This window comes from Streptomyces sp. N35 (genome assembly GCF_016464295.1).
Lineage (GTDB): Bacteria > Actinomycetota > Actinomycetes > Streptomycetales > Streptomycetaceae > Streptomyces.
In genome coordinates this window covers 13326-30928 of sequence record NZ_JAEIMH010000039.1, presented here as the reverse complement: position 1 = coordinate 30928, position 17603 = coordinate 13326, and the positions used below count along the sequence as shown (strand labels likewise).

Below are 17603 nucleotides of genomic sequence, written 5' to 3'. Positions count from 1 at the left end.
AGACGAGGGCCGGGTCGAGGGCTGGCTCGGGGGCTGGCTCGAGGGCTGGCTCGAGGGCTGAGCCCCTCCCGTACGAAGCCCGTCGCGGACCGATCGCCGCCCGCGCCGCTCGCCGCGCATGATCACACGTACGGCCCGCGCCAAAGGCGACCCCACGGACCCGCCCGCAGGATGGGGGCATGCCGAAGCCCCGCGCTGTGCGTCTCGCCCTGCCCGTCGTCCTCGCCCTGACCACCGCCTTGGCCACCGGCTGCGGCGGTGACTCCGACGGAAACGAGAAGGGCGACCTCACGGCACAGCAGCTGAAGTGGAAGGACTGCCCCGCACCGAGCCCGGCCCAGGGCGGCGGCGAGGCACCGAGTCCGCTGCCGGCCGGAGCCGAGTGGCAGTGCGCCACGATGAAGGCGCCCCTCGACTGGGACGCGCCCGAGGGCGACACCATCGGGATCGAGCTGATCCGCGCCGAGGCGAGCGGCGACAAGGACAAGCGCATCGGTTCGCTCGTCTTCAACTTCGGCGGCCCCGGCGGCTCCGGCATCACCTCGCTGCCCGCCTTCGGCGAGGAGTACGCCAAGCTGCGCACCCGCTACGACCTGGTGAGCTTCGACCCCCGCGGAGTCGGCCGCAGCGAGCCGGTGACCTGCGAGGACGACGTCCAGCTCGACGCGTACTACCAGCAGGACGCGACCCCCGACGACGCCGAGGAGGAGCAGACGCTCCTCGACAACGTGAAGTCCTTCAACGGTGCCTGCGAGGACAAGGCCGGCAACGTTCTACCCCATGTCGCGACCACGGACGCCGCGCGGGACATGGATCTGATGCGCCAGGTGCTCGGCGACGACAAGCTGCACTATTTCGGGATCTCGTACGGGACCGAACTGGGCGGTGTGTACGCCCACTTGTTCCCGGAGAAGGTCGGGCGCGCGGTCTTCGACGCGGTGGTCGACCCGACCGAGAGCCCCGAGCAGGGTTCGCTCGGGCAGGCCGGCGGCTTCCAGCTCGCGCTGGAGAACTACGCCAAGAACTGCACGTCGAAGGTCGAGGACTGCCCGGTCGGCGACACCGCCGAGGACGTACAGGAGCGGATCGCGAAGCTCCTGAAGGACCTGGACGCGAAGCCGCTGCCCGGGCTCGGGCAGCGCGAGCTCACCCAGACCGCCGCGACCAACGGGATCGCGCAGTCGCTGTACTCGAAGGACTTCTGGGAGTACCTGACCGAGGGCTTGGAGAGCGCGTACGACGGCGACGGACGGATCCTGATGGCGCTCTCGGACGCGATGAACGGCCGCAATCCGGACGGCACGTACAGCAATATCCAGGCGGCGAACGTGGCCATCAACTGCGCCGACGACAAGCCGCGTTACTCGGTCGAGGACGTGAAGGCGAAGCTGCCCGAGTTCCGTGAGACCTCGCCGCTGTTCGGCGACTATCTGGCCTGGGGCATGCTCGGCTGCTCCGACTGGGCGGTGGACGGTGCGGCCGACCATCCCGATGTGAGCGCCGAGGGCTCCGCCCCGATCCTGGTCATCGGCAACACGGGCGACCCGGCGACCCCGTACGAAGGCGCGCGCAAGATGGTCGAGTCGCTGGGTGACGGGGTCGGGATCGAGCTGACGTACAAGGGCGAGGGGCACGGCGCGTACGACAGCAAGAACCCGTGCGTGCGCGAGGCCGTGGACGGCTATCTGCTCGACGGCGAGGAGCCGAAGGCGCGGACGGTGTGCTCGTAGCGCGAGGGCGTCCCGGCGGGGCGATGTGCTCGTAACGGTGAGGGCGGACCGCAACCGTTCACCCTCGCATCGGCGCCTTTAGGATGTCGGGATTGATGCTCTAGGGGGGACGTCGTACATGGCAAGCACGTCAGGGGACCGGGGAGCCGGCCGGATACGCACGACCCCGTCCCACGCACGGCCCACGGCCGTCGCGGTGGCCGCACTCCTCGCCGGCTCGCTGCTCGCCGGATGCAGCGGCGACGGCGGCTCGGCGGACAAGGGCGGCAAGGCCTCCACCTCGCGGAGCAAGCCCACCGAGCCGGCCGGCACGTCCGACGATTCCGGGCTCCCCGCCAAGCTCACGGAGCAGAAGCTGAGCTGGGGCGAGTGCGAGGGCGGCGGTTCGGGAGCGTCGGACAGCGCCTGGAAGTGCGCCACGCTCAAAGTGCCCCTCGACTACGGCGACCCGGACGGCAAGACCATCGGCATCGCCCTGATCCGCAGCGAGGCCCGCGACGACGGCAAGCGGATCGGCTCGCTGCTCTTCAACTTCGGCGGCCCGGGCGGCTCCGGGGTCAGCGCGCTGCCCTCCTTCGCCCCCGGCTACCAGGCCCTGCAGGAGCGCTACGACCTGGTCGGTTTCGATCCGCGCGGGGTCGAGCGCAGTGGCGGTGTGGAGTGCCGCAGCGACGAGGAGACCGAGCAGGCGTTCACCACGATCGACCTCACCCCGGACACGGCCGCCGAGGAGCAGGCGTACTTCAAGGACGCCGCGGACTTCGGCGCGGGCTGCAAGGAGCAGTCCGGCGACATCCTCCCCTATGTCTCCACGTCGAACGCCGCCCGCGACATGGACCTGATGCGCATCGTGCTCGGCGACGAGAAGCTGCACTATCTCGGCTACTCCTACGGCACCGAACTGGGCGGCACCTACGCCCACTTGTTCCCGTCGAAGGTCGGCCGGCTCGTCCTCGACGCGGTGGTCGACCCGAGCGCGGACATGGTCGGGCACGCGAAGAACCAGACCCGGGGCTTCCAGCGCGCCCTGGAGAACTATCTGAAGTCGACGGGCAAGGACCCGAAGGACGGCACCGCGGAGATCGCCGCGCTCCTGAAGTCCCTCGACAAGAAGCCGCTGCCGGCGGCGGGCGGCCGCGAGCTGAACGAGACGCTCGGCACGACCGGCATCACCCAGGCCCTGTACTCGGAGAGCAGCTGGCCGCAGCTGACGGCCGCGCTGGGGGCCGCCGCCGACGGTGACGGTGCGCCGCTGCTCGCGCTCGCGGACGAGTACAACAACCGTGACGCGTCCGGGCGTTACAGCACGGCGATGCACTCCCAGCGTTCGATCTCGTGCGCCGACACCTCGGTCAGGCCGACGCCCGCACAGGCGAAGAAGCTGCTGCCGCAGTTCCTGAAGATCTCCCCGGTGTTCGGCGGCTACCTCGGCTGGGACGCGGCCGGCTGGTGCCACCGGTGGCCGGTGGCCGGTGAGCACCAGACTCCCGAGGTGAGCGCGCCGGGCGCGGAGCCGATCCTCGTGATCGGCACGACCGGCGACTCGGCCACGCCCTTCGAGGGCGCGCGCAAGATGGCCGACGAACTCGGCAAGGGCGTCGGGGTGCACCTCACCTTCAAGGGCGAGGGCCATGGCGCGTACGGCGGCGGCAACGCGTGTGTCGACTCGACCGTCGAGGACTATCTGCTCGACCACAAGGTTCCGGAAGACGGAAAGGTCTGTTCGTAATGCCCCGCAAGTCCCGTTCCATATCCGGCCCTTCCGCGGCTCTCGCGCCCTCCCTCCTGGCGGCCGCCCTGCTCGTGGCCGGCTGCACCTCCTCCTCTTCCCCTTCCGATACGAAGGGTTCCGACTCCTCCTCGTCGAAGGGGAGCGGCAAGGGTGCCCCGGACACGAGCACCGTCGACTGGACGCGCTGCAAGGCGCCCACCGTGAACCAGGGAACGGGCAAGGCGCCGGGCGGCAAGTGGGAGTGCGGCACGCTCGAAGCGCCGCTCGACCACGACAAGCCCGGCGGCGAGAAGATCGAGATCGCGCTGATCCGCAAGCCCGCCACCGAACCGGACCGCCGTATCGGCGCCCTGCTCTACAACTTCGGCGGCCCGGGCGGCTCGGGTGTCTCCACGCTGCCGCAGGCGGCCGTGGACTACGAGAACCTGGGCGAGCGCTACGACCTGGTGAGTTTCGACCCGCGCGCGGTGGGCGAGACGGCCACGGTGCGCTGTGTGGACGACAAGGAGATGGACCGGCTGTCGCAGGAGGACGACGGTCCGCCCGAGACCCCGGCCGAACAGGCCGAGGACACCGCCGAGTCGCGCGAGCAGATCGAGGCCTGCGAGACGAAGGCCGGCAAGCTGCTCCCGCACGTCGGCACCTCGGACACGGCCCGCGACATGGACCTGATCCGCGAGGCGCTCGGCGAGAAGAAGCTCAACTACTTCGGTATCTCGTACGGCACGGAACTGGGCGGCGTGTACGCCCACTTGTTCCCGAAGAACGTCGGGCGGACCGTCTTCGACGCGGTCGTCGACCCGACGGAGGGCCAGATCGAGGGCGGCCTCGCCCAGGCCGAGGGCTTCCAACTGGCCCTGGAGAACTATCTGAAGGACGTCGGCAAGGACCCCGCCGAGGGCTCCACGGAGATCACGGAGCTGCTCGAGCGCGCCGAAGCCTCCCCGCTGCCGACCTCCGGCGCGCGCAAGCTCACCCGCGGTCTGGCGGAGACCGGGATCGCGGCCGCCCTCTACAGCGAGGAGACCTGGCCGTACCTCACCCAGGGCCTCCAGGAGGTCGAGAACGCCGGCTCGGGCTCGATCCTGCTCCTCATGGCCGACGCCTACAGCGGCCGCGACCCGCAGACCGGGCGCTACAACAACATGTCCCAGGCCAACGCCGCGATCCGCTGCGCCGACTCCACCGAACGCTTCGGCTACGCCGACGTCAAGCGCCAGCTCCCCGCGTACAAGAAGGCCTCCCCCGTCTTCGGCGAGTCCATGGTCTGGGGTCTGATGGCCTGCACGGACTGGCCGGTCGACGGCGAGCGCAAGACGCCCGAGGTCTCGGCCCCCGGCGCCTCCCCGATCCTCGTCATCGGCAACACGGGCGACCCGGCCACCCCGGTCGAGGGCGCCAAGAAGATGGCCGAGGCGCTGGGCGACGGCGTCGGCGTGAACATCACGGTCGACGGCGAGGGCCACGGCACGTACGGCGTGAACGACTGCGCGACCGAGACGGTGGACGCGTATCTCCTGGACGGGAAGGTGCCGGAGGACGGGAAGACCTGTTCGTAGGGCGGGAGTTCCGCTCGGCCTCCGGGCCCGGTTGTCAGTGCCCTCCGGCATAGTGCGGGCATGATCGACGACTTGGACGGCATCGACTGGGCATCCATGAGCCATGCCTACGGTCCGGCGGACGGCGTCCCCGGGTGGCTGCGGGCCATGGCCTCGCCCGATCCGCAGGTGCGGGAGCGGGCGTTCGGGGACTTCTACGGGGCTGCCCACCACCAAGGCGATGTCTATTCCTGTACGGCGCTGTGCGTGCCCCACCTGTTCGCCTTGGCGGCGGACAGCGCCACGCCGGACCGAGCGGCGGTCGCCGAACTGCTCCTGAGCATCGGCCGCGAGGCCGCCGGGCGCGGCGACGAGGTCTGCGTGGATCCGGACGGCACCGAGTCGACGGCCTGCGGGGACAGTTGCGCGCTGATGCGTGAGCGCGTCGACGCCCTGATCGCCTTCACCTCGGACCCCGATCCGCGGGTCCGCAGGGCGGGCATCGAGGGCGTCGGGCTCTTCCTGGACGACGTCGAGCGGGCGGTCGCGCTGCTGCGGGAGCGGCTCGCGGCCGAGGGCGGCATCACGGAACGGCTCCTGATCGTCCATACGACGGCCGACCTGGCGATACGGCTGCCGTACGGGGGTGACTCGGCCACAGGGCTCCTGTACGCCTGGTCCGAGGCCGCCGAGGACCCGGGCACCCGCCTCGCGGCGCTGGTGCACCGCGCCCGCTGTGCGCCCGAGGAGATCGGCGAGGGGACCGTCACCACGGCGATCGGCCTGCTGCGCGACCTCACCTCCGCAACGGCGACGGACCCGGAGGGCACGGACCCCTCCGGAGCGTGCGTCTGCGCGGACGAGGACGAGGCGACGGATGTCCCACCGCAGATCGCCGCCGCGTTCGCCGATCTCGACCGGTTCAACCGGGTGCACGCGCCCACCACTTCACTGCTGCGCACCTTTCACGCCGTGCTCGACGGGCGGCTGCCGGAGCGGCGGCTGCTCCTCGCCGAACAGCTGCGCAGTCCCGACGCCGGCACGCGGTACGACGCGATCCGCACGGCCCAGGACCTGATCACCACGTGGCGGGGCGACCACTCCCGGCTCGTCACCCTGCTCGCGGGCTGCCTGCTGCCCGATGACCCGTACACCGCCGCCGCGGCGGCCGAGAGCCTCGGGCGTCTGGCACCCGTCTGCGAGCCGGCCCGCGAAGCCCTCGCCTCGTACGTCGCCGGACAGCGCGCCGCGCACGGGCCCGGCGTATGGGCGGCGCCGCGCCCGGTGCTGCGGCGGGCCCACCAGGAAGCCGTCATGGCGCTGGCCCGGCTCGGCGATCCGCGTGCGCTGCCGGATCTCCTGACCGGGCTCGACTCCGGTCGCGACATCTGGCGTGCCATCGAGGTCTGCGGTCATCTGCCCTCAGCCGCGGGCGAGTTGACGCCGAGGCTGTGCCGGATCCTGAGCGAGACCGCTTTCTCCGCGCAGGGCCCGGACCTGAGCACCGGCGCCCTCATCTCCACCCTGGCCGCCCTGGGCGACCCTGGCGCCGTACCCGCGCTCGCCGAGGCCGCCGGCGCGGCGGTCCGTCACGAGCGGTGGCGTACGGCCGCCTGTGCCGTGGACGCCCTCGCGTCCTTCGGTCCCCGTGCCGCCCCCGCGCCCCCCGCGCCCCGCCCCCGGGCCGACCCGAGGGCCCTCGCCCGACGGGCAGCCGCCGCGGCGGCGCTGTGGGACATCGGCCAGGACGCCACGGAAGCCGTACCGCGCCTGTCGGCCCTGCTCGCCACCTGCCGGAATGCGGAGGCCGCCGACGCCCTCGGCCGGATCGGCGCATCGGCCGCGCCGGCCCTGACGCGGCTGCGCCCTCTCCTGGAGGCCGGCTACGACTGGACGCGGGTGCATGCCGCGGCGGCGCTGTGGGACATCGGGGGCGAGCCGGAAGCGGAAACGGTGCTGGACACCCTGCTGACCGCCTGGGACGGGAACGACGCGACCGCGCCGTTCGTCCTGTCCTGCCTCGACCGGATGGGCCCGGCCGCCGCCCCGGCGAGAGCCCGTATCGAGGCGGAGCTCGAACTGCCGCGCCGCAGCGTCACGTTCCAGGGGGTAGCCGCGGACGAGAAGTTGCAGGACGCCTGCCACACGATCCTGGTAGGTCTGGACGGCCCGGAATCGATCGCGGCCATCCGGCAGTGGGCACGCGTCAACGGCTTCGCGGTGCACAGGCGGGGGCGCATCCCCGCTCCCGTACGGGAGTCCTGGAGCGAAGTGCGGGGGCACGGCTGACGCACCGGGCCGAAAGGACGACGCCCCGGCGGCGCGCCGAGAGCCGGTGGGGCGTGGCACCCCACCGACCGAGAGACGGTGGGGCGTGGCACCCCGCCGCGGCTCGGCCTTCCGTGAACGTGCCTCACACCAGGGGAGCGCTCAACTCGACGGCGCGCAGAGCCGCCGCGAGGGCCCGTTCGTCGCCGATGTCGAGGGCGGTGTCCGTCAGTTTGATGACGTGTTCGTCGCCGTGGGCCAGGGCCCGTTCCATGACCTCCTCGGGGGTGAAGGTGCCGGGCGGGGTGTAGGTGATCCCGGCCGGCGGTGCGTACATCGCGGTGACCGCGGCGGAGGCTGTCCAGGCCGCGTGCAGGCTCGGCAGCCAGAGGTCGTGCGGGAGTGCGGGCAGGGTGCGCAGGACGGCGTTGGGTGCGGTGGCCGCGTGGACCAGCATCGTCTCCTCGCCGTGGCCGTGGGTGGCGTAGCGGTGGGTGGCGGCGCGGACCAACTCGGTGAGGCGGGCGTGGACTTCGGCCGGTTCCGTCGCCTCGTACGTCCACACCGGCAGGGCGCTCACGCGGCCGAGCAGCGTGGGGAAGCCGCCGTTCCGGTCGGCGATACGGGGTACGGCGTCCAGTGCGGCGGCCGCGGTCCGCGCGCCCGGCAGCGAGGGCCGCACCGATACGGGGTGGTGGCGGGCGGCCCAGTAGCCGAGGCCGTGCGCGAGTTCGGCCAGGCGGGGTGCGGTGGGCTCGCCCTCCGCGGACAGGAGCGTCCGTACCGCGTGGCCCACCCGGATCACCGGATGTGTCGAGCCGCCGTACATGCCGGGCAGCAGCCGGGGCCACCACTGGGCGAGCACCTCGCGCCACGGACGCTCGGCGATCCGGGCCGCGAAGTACCCGATCCAGTCGGCCACCCGCCGCGGATCGCCGAGCGCTTCGGGCCAGTTGGCGTCCGTGACCGGCTCGCCCCGGGAAGGGAACTCCTCCAGCTTGGGCGCGTACAGATCGAGCCAGCGGTGCACCGACCGCGCCTGCCCGCGTGCGGCGAGGGACTCGACGGCCATCGGCGCATGGTTGGTGAGCCTCCCGAGCCGCTCGGGCCCCGAGCCGTGCAGCCGCTCCAGCGCTTCGTCCAGCGTTCCTGACGTATCCATGGCAGGGACTGTAGGCAGGGCGGAACCGGGGGCGGATCGGGCGGGAGGTGGAGGCGCGGCGCGGGTGAGACCTAGGCCCAACAGGGCAGCGGAGATCGGCCTGTCGGCCGACGCTCACCCTTGGCCGCCCGGCTGATCATGGTCGTTCCGTGATCGACCGGACGAAGGAGCGGCGGATGCGGCGGGAAGCGGTGGACTGGGCCGAGGTCCACGGCGGGGGCCGGGGCCGAGGCCCGGGCGGGCGTGCGGCGGGGGGGCACGCCGCCCGATGAGCTCGCGGAGGTGGCCGAGCGCTATGCGGACACCGGGGTTCTGGCGGAGTGGTACCGGAAGGAGGCCCCGCGTACGGAGGTGCGCGTCCCGGCGTTCCGGATCGCCCGGACCCTGGTCACGGTCGGCCAGTGGACGCTCTTCGCGCGGTCGACCGGGCGCCCCGACCCGCAGGGGCCGGCCGACCACCCTGTCATCGGCGTCAGTTGGGACGAGGCGACGGCCTACTGCGGCTGGCTCGGACAGCAGCTCGGCGGCATCGCGGTGCGTCTGCCCAGCGAGGACGAATGGGAACGCGCCGCGCGCGGCGACGACGCACGCGAGTTCCCCTGGGGGTCCACGTACCGGACGGGGCTGGCCAACCTGGTCGATCTCGGGGTCGGCACCACCACACCGGTCGGCTCGTTCCCGGACGGCGCAGGCCCGTTCGGCGTCCTGGACATGGCCGGCAACGCGGACGAGTGGACCTCCACGCTCTACGCCCCCTACCCCGGCGCTCCCGCCGACGTCCCGCCCACCGAGAGCTGGGCCTTCGACCCCCATGTCACCCGCGGCGGCGCCTACCGCCACGACCGCGACCTGGCCCGCTGCGCCCGCCGCCACGGCGCGTACGAGCGGGACCTGACGGCGATCGGCGTCGGCTTCAGGGTGGCGGCGCCGCCCGCTTGAACGAAGGGCCGCCGAACCGCCGTCGCGAACCCCGGGCCGGGCTCTCTCCTCTGGCAATCCCCCTACTGGGCCAGGGGGTTCACCGGATGGTGGCCGGTGCGGTGGATTCCTAGCGTCGACACATGAACCTCTTCCGACGCATGAACCCCGGTCGTCGTCTGCTGTTGGCCGCCGGTGTGCTGACGCTGGCCGCGGCGGGGCTGCCGTCAGCCGCGGCGGGGCCGCGCGCGGGCGGCTCGCTGCAGCAGGACGCCGATGCGCTGCGGGACGCCGGAGTCACCGGTGTATCCGTCAGGTTGGACACGCCGCGGGGCACCGTCACGGCCCGCTCGGGCGTCGCGGACCGCGCCACCGGCCGGCCGGTCCCCGAGCACGGCTATCTGCGGCTCGGCAGCATCACCAAGACATACGTGGCCACCGTGGTGCTGCAACTCGTGGACGAGGAGCGGCTGTCACTCGACCAGTCCGTGGCGGAGCTGCTGCCCGGGGTCGTCGCCGGCAACGGCAACGACGGTCGCCGCATCACGCTGCGCGATCTGCTGCAGCACACCAGCGGTCTGTACGACTACACGGCCGAGGTGTTCCCCGACCCGAGCGCCCGGACGTACTTCGACCGGCGCTGGGACGCCTACCGCCCCGAGCAGCTGGTCGCCCTGGCCATGCGGCACGAGCCCGAGTTCGCACCGGGCACCGACTGGGCGTACTCCAACACGAATTACGTAGTCGCCGGGATGGTCATCGAGAAGGTGACCGGCCTGTCGTGGGAGCGGCAGGTCCACGACCGCATCCTGCGGCCGCTCGGGCTGCGCCGCACCGATACGCCCGGGATCGGGCCGTTCCTGCCGCGGCCGCACGCCCTCAACTACCAGCAGTTCGCGCCGCAGGGCCCGCTGATCGACACCACGATCCCCTACCGCCCGTTCGACACCGGTGCCGACGGTTCGATGACCGGCACGGCGCGGGAGCTCAACCGTTTCCTCGGGTCCCTGGTCCGCGGCCGGCTTCTGGAACCGGCCACCCTGAAGGCCATGCGCACCACCGTGCCCGTACCGGCCGGCGGGGATCATCCCGCGGGCACGGGCGACGGACTCGGGTTGTTCACCACTCCCCTGTCCTGCGGCGGTGAGTACCTCGGGCACGGCGGCAGCGGCTTCGGCTACGTCATCCGCGGTGCGACCACGGCGGACGGCCGGAGCACGATCACCGTGACCGCGCACAGCCGCCCGGGCGATCCCGGCACGGCGGCCCGCCAGGAGGACAGGATGCGCGAGCTCATCGACCGCGCGCTGTGCCGGGCGGAGACCTCTTACGCGGACATCGCCCCCGAGGCGTGAACGCACGAGGCGTGAACGCACGAGTGGCGCGCCCCCGACAGGGAGCGCGGCACTCGGCGTCGTACAGCCAAGAAGCCCTAGTAGACCGGCTTCTCGGGCTCGATCTGGTGGACCCAGCCGATCACGCCGCCGCCCACGTGGACCGCGTCCGCGAAGCCCGCGGACTTGAGGACCGCGAGGACCTCCGCACTGCGGACACCCGTCTTGCAGTGCAAGACGATGCGCTTGTCCTGGGGCAGATCCTGGAGGGCGGTGCCCATCAGGAACTCGTTCTTGGGGATCAGCTTCGCGCCCGGGATCGAGACGATCTCGTACTCGTTCTGCTCACGGACGTCGATGATCTCGATCTTCTCGTCGGCGTCGATCCACTCCTTGAGCTGCTTGGGAGTGATCGTCGAGCCGAGCGCCGCCTCCTGGGCCTCGTCGGACACGACGCCGCAGAAGGCCTCGTAGTCGATGAGCTCGGTGACGGTCGGGTTCTCGCCGCAGACCGCGCAGTTGGGGTCCTTGCGGACCTTGACCTGGCGGTACTGCATCTCCAGGGCGTCGTAGATCATCAGGCGGCCGACCAGCGGGTCGCCGACGCCGGTCAGGACCTTGATGGCCTCCGTGACCTGGATCGAACCGATCGAGGCGCAGAGCACGCCGAGGACGCCGCCCTCGGCGCAGGAGGGGACCATGCCCGGCGGCGGGGGCTCCGGGTAGAGGCAGCGGTAGCACGGGCCGTGCTCGCTCCAGAACACGCTCGCCTGGCCGTCGAAGCGGTAGATGGAGCCCCAGACGTACGGCTTGTTGAGCAGCACGCACGCGTCGTTGACCAGGTAGCGGGTGGCGAAGTTGTCCGTGCCGTCCACGATCAGGTCGTACTGGCTGAAGATGTCCATCACGTTCTCGGCTTCGAGCCGCTCTTCGTGCAGGACCACGTTCACGTACGGGTTGATGCCGAGGACCGAGTCCTTCGCGGACTCCGCCTTCGAGCGGCCGATGTCCGCCTGGCTGTGGATGATCTGGCGCTGCAGATTCGACTCGTCGACCTCGTCGAACTCCACGATGCCGAGCGTGCCGACGCCGGCGGCTGCCAGGTACATCAGCGCCGGGGACCCGAGTCCACCGGCGCCGACGGCCAGCACCTTGGCGTTCTTCAGCCGCTTCTGCCCGTCCATCCCGACATCCGGGATGATCAGGTGGCGGGAGTACCTGCGGACCTCGTCGACGGTGAGCTCTGCGGCAGGCTCGACCAGGGGTGGCAGCGACACGGGAACTCCGTAGATCGGTATACGAACAGTGGTTCTTCCCGTAACGCTGCCACAGCCTTCTTCATTCCGAGACACCCCGTCCGATACGCGAGACGATTTCGTCCCAGTAACCGGGCAGCGCCTCGAACGGGTCGACCGTGCGGTGCTTGTCCGTACGGTCCGTGAACCAGATCGTGGCCGCTCCCTGCCAGCGGGCGATGCGCAGGGCTTCCTCGAGGTGGCCGAGCGGTACGCCGTGGACGAGATGGCAGAACTTCTCGGGCGGATAGTCGGCGGTCCACTCGGCTACCTGCGACCAGCGGTAGTCGCTCCAGGGACCGCTGAAGGTCACCAACTGGTCGGCGGATTCGGCGTATCCGGGGTACGGGTGGGCGCCGTGCCCGAAGACCAGATGTCCGTCGGGGAGCAGCGCCTTGAGGGTGGCCGAGACCCTGCGGACCTCGGGCAGCGCGGCCCGTTCGGTGGGGGCGCGGTCCGCGTAGAAGCCGTCGACCTGGTACCAGTCCAGATAGCGGTGCGCGTCCGAGACCAGCTCGCCGAAGCTCCGGGCGCCGTACGCGAGATCGAGGTGACCGAGGACACGGGTGCCGGCGTTACGCAGCTTTCCGGACGCTTCGAGACAGTGCGGGTCGGGGCGGGCACCCGGACCATTCGCGACATTCAGGACGGTCCAGTGCAGCGGGGCACCGGGGCGGGTCAGCTCGGCCCATTCCATGGGTGCGACCAAGGGGTGGGCGTATCCGGGCACGCCGAGGCCCATGGTGGCTTCCGCTGCTTGCTGCTGTGCGCCGGTGGGGGTGATCAGATGCGGCATGCCGCCTCCATCCAGATGTCGGCGAGGGACTCTTCGAGGTTGATCCGGGGCCGCCAGCCGAGCCGGTCGCGCGCGGTGCGCACATCGGCCTGCTGCCAGCTGCCGCAGCCGTCCGGGTACGGGTAGGCGGCGGGTGCTGTGTCGGATTCGGTACGGGGGTGCCCGATGGATGGCCGTCCGCCGCCGTCCAACTCGTGCAGCGCGCCCCCGTATCCGGCGACCCGGGCGAGCACGGCGGCGGCGTCGCGGAGCTTGACGGCGCGGCCTGAGCCGATGTTGACGACGCCTTGCGCGGCGGACAGGGACGCGGCGTGTACAGCGCGCGCCACATCCCGTACGTCCACGAAGTCCCGCTGCACGCCGAGCCCGCCGAGCTTGAGCTCGCCGTCGCCCGCCTGCATCGCGCGGCGCATCGCCTCGGCGAGGCGGCCGAGCGGGGAGCCGGCCGGGGTGCCCGGGCCCGCGGGCGAGAACACCCGCAGCACGACGGCGTCGAGCCCCGATCCGAGCACGAGCTCGGTCGCGGCGAGCTTGCTCACTCCGTACGGGCCGCCGGGCCTGGGAACCGCGTCCTCCGATGTGGAGGAGCCGGGCTGGCTGGGTCCGTACTCCGCGCCGCAGCCGAGCTGCACGAGCCGGGCCCCGCAGCCGCTCCTTCGGAGGGCCTCGCAGACCGTGGCGACGGCGATCGTGTTGTGCCGGACCAGGTCGCGGGCGCCGCCCCGGGTCGCCCCCGCGCAGTTGATCACCACGCCGGGGTGCACCGCGTCCAGGAACCTGGTCAGGGCGCCGGGGCTGCCGTTCGCGAGGTCGAACCGCACATCCGCGTCATCACCGCGGCCGAGCGCCGTGAGCTGGACGGCCGGGTCGGCGAGCAGCCGGTCGGCGACGAAGCGGCCCAGATATCCATTGGCGCCGAGCAGCAACACCCTCATCGGGCGGCTCCGGCGGGTGCGGGCCTGTGCTTGGGGGTGCTCATCTTCCGTGCTCCTCAAGGCTGTTCGTAACGGGGTAAGCCCGCCGCCCGCGGTGTCGGCCACGCGGGAGAGGGGAAGCTGTCCGGGTGCGGGGGGTGCGGCCTGCGGCCGGGGGCCAGGTGGCTGGCGGGGTGCGGGGGGTGTGGCCTGCGGCCGGGGGCCAGGTGGCTGGCGGGGTGCGGGGGGTGTGGCCTACGGCCGGAGACCGGGCGGCTGGCGGGGTGCGGGAGGTGTGGCCTACGACCGGAAACCAGGCGGCTGGCGGGGCGCAGGAGGTGTGGCCTACGACCGGAAACCAGGCGGCTGGCGGGGCGCAGGAGGTATGGCCTACGGCCGGAAACCAGGTGGCTAGCGGGGCGCAGGAGGTGCAGCCCCCGCCCGGACCCACGGGACACAGCCCCACGAACAAACCACCCCAACCCCCTAGCGGGGCGCAGGGGGCCCAGCCCCCGCCCGGACCCACGGGGCGGGCCCCCACGAAAAGTCCCCCCCCGCCCTACGGGGGCCCGGGGGCTGTGCCCCCGGTTTCGGGAAGGGGCGGGTAGGGGAGAACCGCCCGCCGCAGGCGCCACGCACCCGCACCCGGCAACGCACCCGAACACCCCCGCACCCGAACACCCCCTCACCGAGCCACCTCCGCATGCGCGGAAGCCCGAGTAAGCCGCCGCATCGCGTGAGCGAGCAGCACCGCCGCCGCACCCCCGCAGATCAGAACGGGCACCGCCCCCGGCCCCCACGCGGAGGCCACGCCCTCGACGGGCGCGGACAGGAAGCCGAAGCCCGGGAGCCGACCGCCGAGCGCGGTGGCGAGCGCAAGCGTCTGAGCCGCGCACGCCGCCCCCAGCATCAACGCGCCCGCGTCCGGGAATCCGTGCACCTCCAGCAACCGCGCGAGCAGCAGCAGCGCCCCGAGGGCCACCGCGGGACCCACGCCCCGCGTCCCCTCCCCGAGCACCGCTCCGGACGCGAGCAGCAGCCCGGTCAGCACGGCGAGGAAGACCGCGAACACCCCGCAGAGCAACGGCCGTACGGCGGCGGCGAAGTCGTCGAGCCCCCGGCTGACCGCAAGCGTCCGCGCGCTCTGCACCGCGAAGACCCGCGCGCACCAGGCCGCGGGCGCCACGGCGAGCGCGAGCCCGAGCAGGGGCGCCGTGTGCAACGGCCAGGGCCCGTCGGGCCCGCCGGACAGGACGCCGTCGAGCAGTCCCTCGCCGATCAGCGCATACGCGAGCAGGAACCCGGTCCACGCCCGCGTGGCCGGCACCTGCCGCCCGAACACCCGCAGCGGCCCTTGCCGCAGCGCGACCCTGAGCGCGACCCCCACGGCGAGCGCGCCCAGCACACCGGCGAAGAGCTTCGCCGACCCGGACGTCAGATCGAGCGCGGCCACCCCCGCCAGGGCGCACCCCGCTCCCGGCAGCAGCGCGAACGCGGCCCAGCCGACCGGACCCCGGGGCCCGGCGGCTTGAGCCGCCGACTGCGACAAGGCGGACGCGGAAGACCCGCCGGACGCACCGGACGCCGACTCGTCGTCCCGCTCCGCCCGCGCGTACATCTCCTCGGCCAGCGAGAACACATCACGGTGCCGGAAGCGGGCCGCGGTCCGGTCGGTGACGCCATGCGCCTCCAGACCGGCGGCGATCTCCAGCGGGTCCACCGCCCGTTCGCACAGCTCACGGTGACGGTGCATCAGCGCCTTCACGGGATCGACCGCCCCCCTGCGGCCCCCGGGCCTACGCGCCTTGCCCTTGACGGCGGGCACATCGGCCGCACGTGACCCGGCACGCGCGTCCGAACCCGCGGCGCCCGCGGTGAGCGCCGCATCGGACAGCACTTCCTCGGACCGCGTGTCCCAACTCCCGGGACTGGCAGGGGTGGTGGGCGCGTCCGGCACGGCCTCCTCGGGGCCGGCACTCGACGCCGTACGGAATTCGCTCACCGCTCCCCCTCCCCCGCGGCACCGACGCCGACGGGCTCATCGCCCGCCGCATCCGCCCGGCCCGCACCCGCCCCGCCCTCGGACGGACCCTCCGCACCCACGGACGAAGCTTCCGTGCCCACGGACGGACCCTCCGCGCCCACGGCCCAACTCGGCCCGGACGCACCCGGTTCCTCCCGCAGCCCGGACCCCGTCCAGCGCCCCGGCACATACACCTCCGCCGGGTTGGCGAAGGGCTGCGGCTCCCCGGCCTCGTCGAGCGCCTCCCGCCGTACGGGATGGTGCGAGACGATCTCGAGGTAAATGCTGCGAAATGCCGCGATGTTCTGGTCCACCGTGAAGAGTTCGAGCGCCCGCGCACGCGCCGCCGCCCCCAGCCGGTCCCGCCGCTCGGTGTCCCGCAGCAGCGCGAGACAGGCATCGGCGAGCGCGCGCGGATTGCGCGGCGGCACCACGAGCCCCGTACCGCCGATGACCTCGACCACCGCGCCGACATCCGTGGACACGGTGGCCCGGCCGCAGAACATCGCCTCGACCAGGCTGATCGGAAAACCCTCGACCACACTGGAGAGCACCACGACACTGCCGGCCGCATAGGCGTCGGCCAGCTCGGGAACCTCGGGACCGCCGATCTCCTCGAACGAGACCGGGTTGTCCCCCACCGCGTGCACCCCCTCCGCCTCATCGGGGAAGAGCTGCGCCGCTAGGGCCGTGCAGTGCGCGAGATACGTGGCCGCCTCGGGCCCGTCCGCGGGCGCGCCCACGATCCTGAGCCGCGCCTTGGGCTCCTCCTTGCGGATCTCCGCGAAGGCGTGCAGCAGCGCGATCAGATCCTTGGACGGCTCGATCCGGCCGACCCACACCAGCGTGTCCGGATCGGCGAGTTCGGTGGACTCGCCGACCTCCGCGAAACGCGAGGCCTCCATGCCCGGGTACACGGTGCGCAGCTTGGCCTTGTCGGCCCCGCATCTCTCCTGCCAGCGCCGCGCATGGGTGTTGCCGGGCGTGATCAGTGCGGCCTGCCGGTAGACCTCGGTGGCGAGCCGCCCGTGGAAGCCCGCGAGCAGCGCACGCGCGGGCGCACTCAGCGCTCCCGCGGCCCCCAAGTAGTGCGCCCTCAGCTGCACTCCGTACTCGGTGACGAGCAGCGGCACCCCGTAGAAGTGCTTGGCGAGCAGGCCAGGCAGCGCGGCCGCGCCCCCCGACGCGGCATGGCACAGGTCGACCGCTCCGAGGCCGCCCTCGACCTCCTCGTACCAGTCGAGCGAGAGCGGTCGCAGGGTGCGCTCGATCAGTCCGGTGACGGTCAGCAGATCGGCGACCCGCGCCTCGCGTGCGGCCCGCGGCGCACCCGGCGCCCGGCAGGCCTTCTCCAGCGCGTCGACCGCCGCCTCGGAGCGCAGCGCACCGGCGAGTCCGCCCTCTTCGCGCTCCAGGTCGGCAAGCCCGTAGAGCGCGTTGGCGAAACGGTCCTCCGCCGCGCTCCCCTCGGCGCAGACGGCACCCGCCAACTCCCCCCAGTGCCCGGCGAAGCGGCGCCGCGCCCGCCTCCCGTACACCACCCCGTCGTCCTCGGCGGTCCACAGGGGAGCCGTCCGCACGCGATGCACCTGGGGCGGAAGTTGGATCCACCCCTGTTCCTCCTGGTGCGCGCTGCGGCTGAGCGCGAAAATGTCGAACTCATGCCGGTCGAGCCCCCGCACCAGGCGGTCGCACCAGAGCCTGGCCTCACCCGTCACATACGGATAGCCACCCTCCGTGAGCAGTCCGATGCGCACGAGTACACCCCCGATCCTTCTTCGACTGGGGCTCCGTGGTCACGGGCGCCCCCCGCGAAACGAACGTATGCGGATATGCCGGGGGGGGGGAGGGGGGGGGGGGGCGGCGGCCCCCCGAGCGGGGGGGGGGGGGGGG

11 protein-coding genes and 1 pseudogene are annotated in these 17603 nt (G+C 72.5%); 6 read left to right on the top strand and 6 right to left on the bottom strand.

All coding sequences use genetic code 11. The annotated features are described in order from the left end of the window. The first annotated feature begins 179 nt into the window (after nt 1-179). From JAO81_RS21805 to JAO81_RS21790, 4 genes are all read left to right on the top strand, one after another. Nucleotides 180-1730: an alpha/beta hydrolase gene (locus JAO81_RS21805; RefSeq protein WP_199549592.1), complete on the top strand. Its 1551-nt coding sequence runs from the start codon at nt 180-182 to the stop codon at nt 1728-1730. 118 nt (nt 1731-1848) lie between these two features. Beyond that, on the top strand, nt 1849-3459 hold the full coding sequence (locus JAO81_RS21800; protein ID WP_199549591.1) for an alpha/beta hydrolase: 1611 nt from the start codon (nt 1849-1851) through the stop codon (nt 3457-3459). Continuing rightward, on the top strand, nt 3459-5021 hold the full coding sequence (locus JAO81_RS21795) for an alpha/beta hydrolase (protein ID WP_199549590.1): 1563 nt from the start codon (nt 3459-3461) through the stop codon (nt 5019-5021). Before JAO81_RS21800 ends, JAO81_RS21795 begins: the two co-directional genes overlap by 1 nt. Before the next feature lie 60 nt (nt 5022-5081). Further along, entirely contained in the window at nt 5082-7289 is a 2208-nt protein-coding gene (locus JAO81_RS21790) for an Lsr2 family protein (RefSeq protein WP_199549589.1), read from the top strand. Between the two features lie 124 nt (nt 7290-7413). Here JAO81_RS21790 and JAO81_RS21785 read toward each other — a convergent pair whose 3' ends face one another. Then, nucleotides 7414-8430, bottom strand: a complete 1017-nt coding sequence (locus JAO81_RS21785) for a questin oxidase family protein (protein WP_199549588.1) — start codon at nt 8428-8430, stop codon at nt 7414-7416. Between the two features lie 176 nt (nt 8431-8606). On the opposite strand from JAO81_RS21785, the pseudogene JAO81_RS21780 reads away from it, so the two are divergent. Both JAO81_RS21780 and JAO81_RS21775 read left to right on the top strand, forming a co-directional pair. Then, nucleotides 8607-9369: pseudogene (locus JAO81_RS21780) on the top strand (formylglycine-generating enzyme family protein). Between the two features lie 122 nt (nt 9370-9491). Further along, nucleotides 9492-10703 (top strand): serine hydrolase, encoded by a 1212-nt coding sequence (locus JAO81_RS21775; RefSeq protein ID WP_233415722.1) that lies wholly within the window; start codon nt 9492-9494, stop codon nt 10701-10703. A gap of 77 nt (nt 10704-10780) precedes the next feature. Here the strand turns inward: JAO81_RS21775 and moeZ are convergent, their stop codons facing one another. The 5 genes from moeZ to JAO81_RS21750 all read right to left on the bottom strand — a co-directional run bounded on the left by moeZ (nt 10781) and on the right by JAO81_RS21750 (nt 17467). After that, on the bottom strand, nt 10781-11959 hold the full coding sequence (moeZ, locus tag JAO81_RS21770; protein WP_199549586.1) for an adenylyltransferase/sulfurtransferase MoeZ: 1179 nt from the start codon (nt 11957-11959) through the stop codon (nt 10781-10783). Between the two features lie 61 nt (nt 11960-12020). Continuing rightward, nucleotides 12021-12773: a spherulation-specific family 4 protein gene (locus tag JAO81_RS21765; protein ID WP_199549585.1), complete on the bottom strand. Its 753-nt coding sequence runs from the start codon at nt 12771-12773 to the stop codon at nt 12021-12023. Beyond that, nucleotides 12761-13708: an NAD(P)-dependent oxidoreductase gene (locus JAO81_RS21760; protein ID WP_199549584.1), complete on the bottom strand. Its 948-nt coding sequence runs from the start codon at nt 13706-13708 to the stop codon at nt 12761-12763. Before JAO81_RS21760 ends, JAO81_RS21765 begins: the two co-directional genes overlap by 13 nt. Before the next feature lie 664 nt (nt 13709-14372). Beyond that, a complete protein-coding gene (locus JAO81_RS21755; RefSeq protein ID WP_307813545.1) occupies nt 14373-15689 on the bottom strand; it encodes a hypothetical protein in 1317 nt (438 codons plus the stop codon). Beyond that, entirely contained in the window at nt 15686-17467 is a 1782-nt protein-coding gene (locus JAO81_RS21750; RefSeq protein ID WP_199549583.1) for a DUF3492 domain-containing protein, read from the bottom strand. Before JAO81_RS21750 ends, JAO81_RS21755 begins: the two co-directional genes overlap by 4 nt. Nucleotides 17468-17603: the final 136 nt, after the last annotated feature.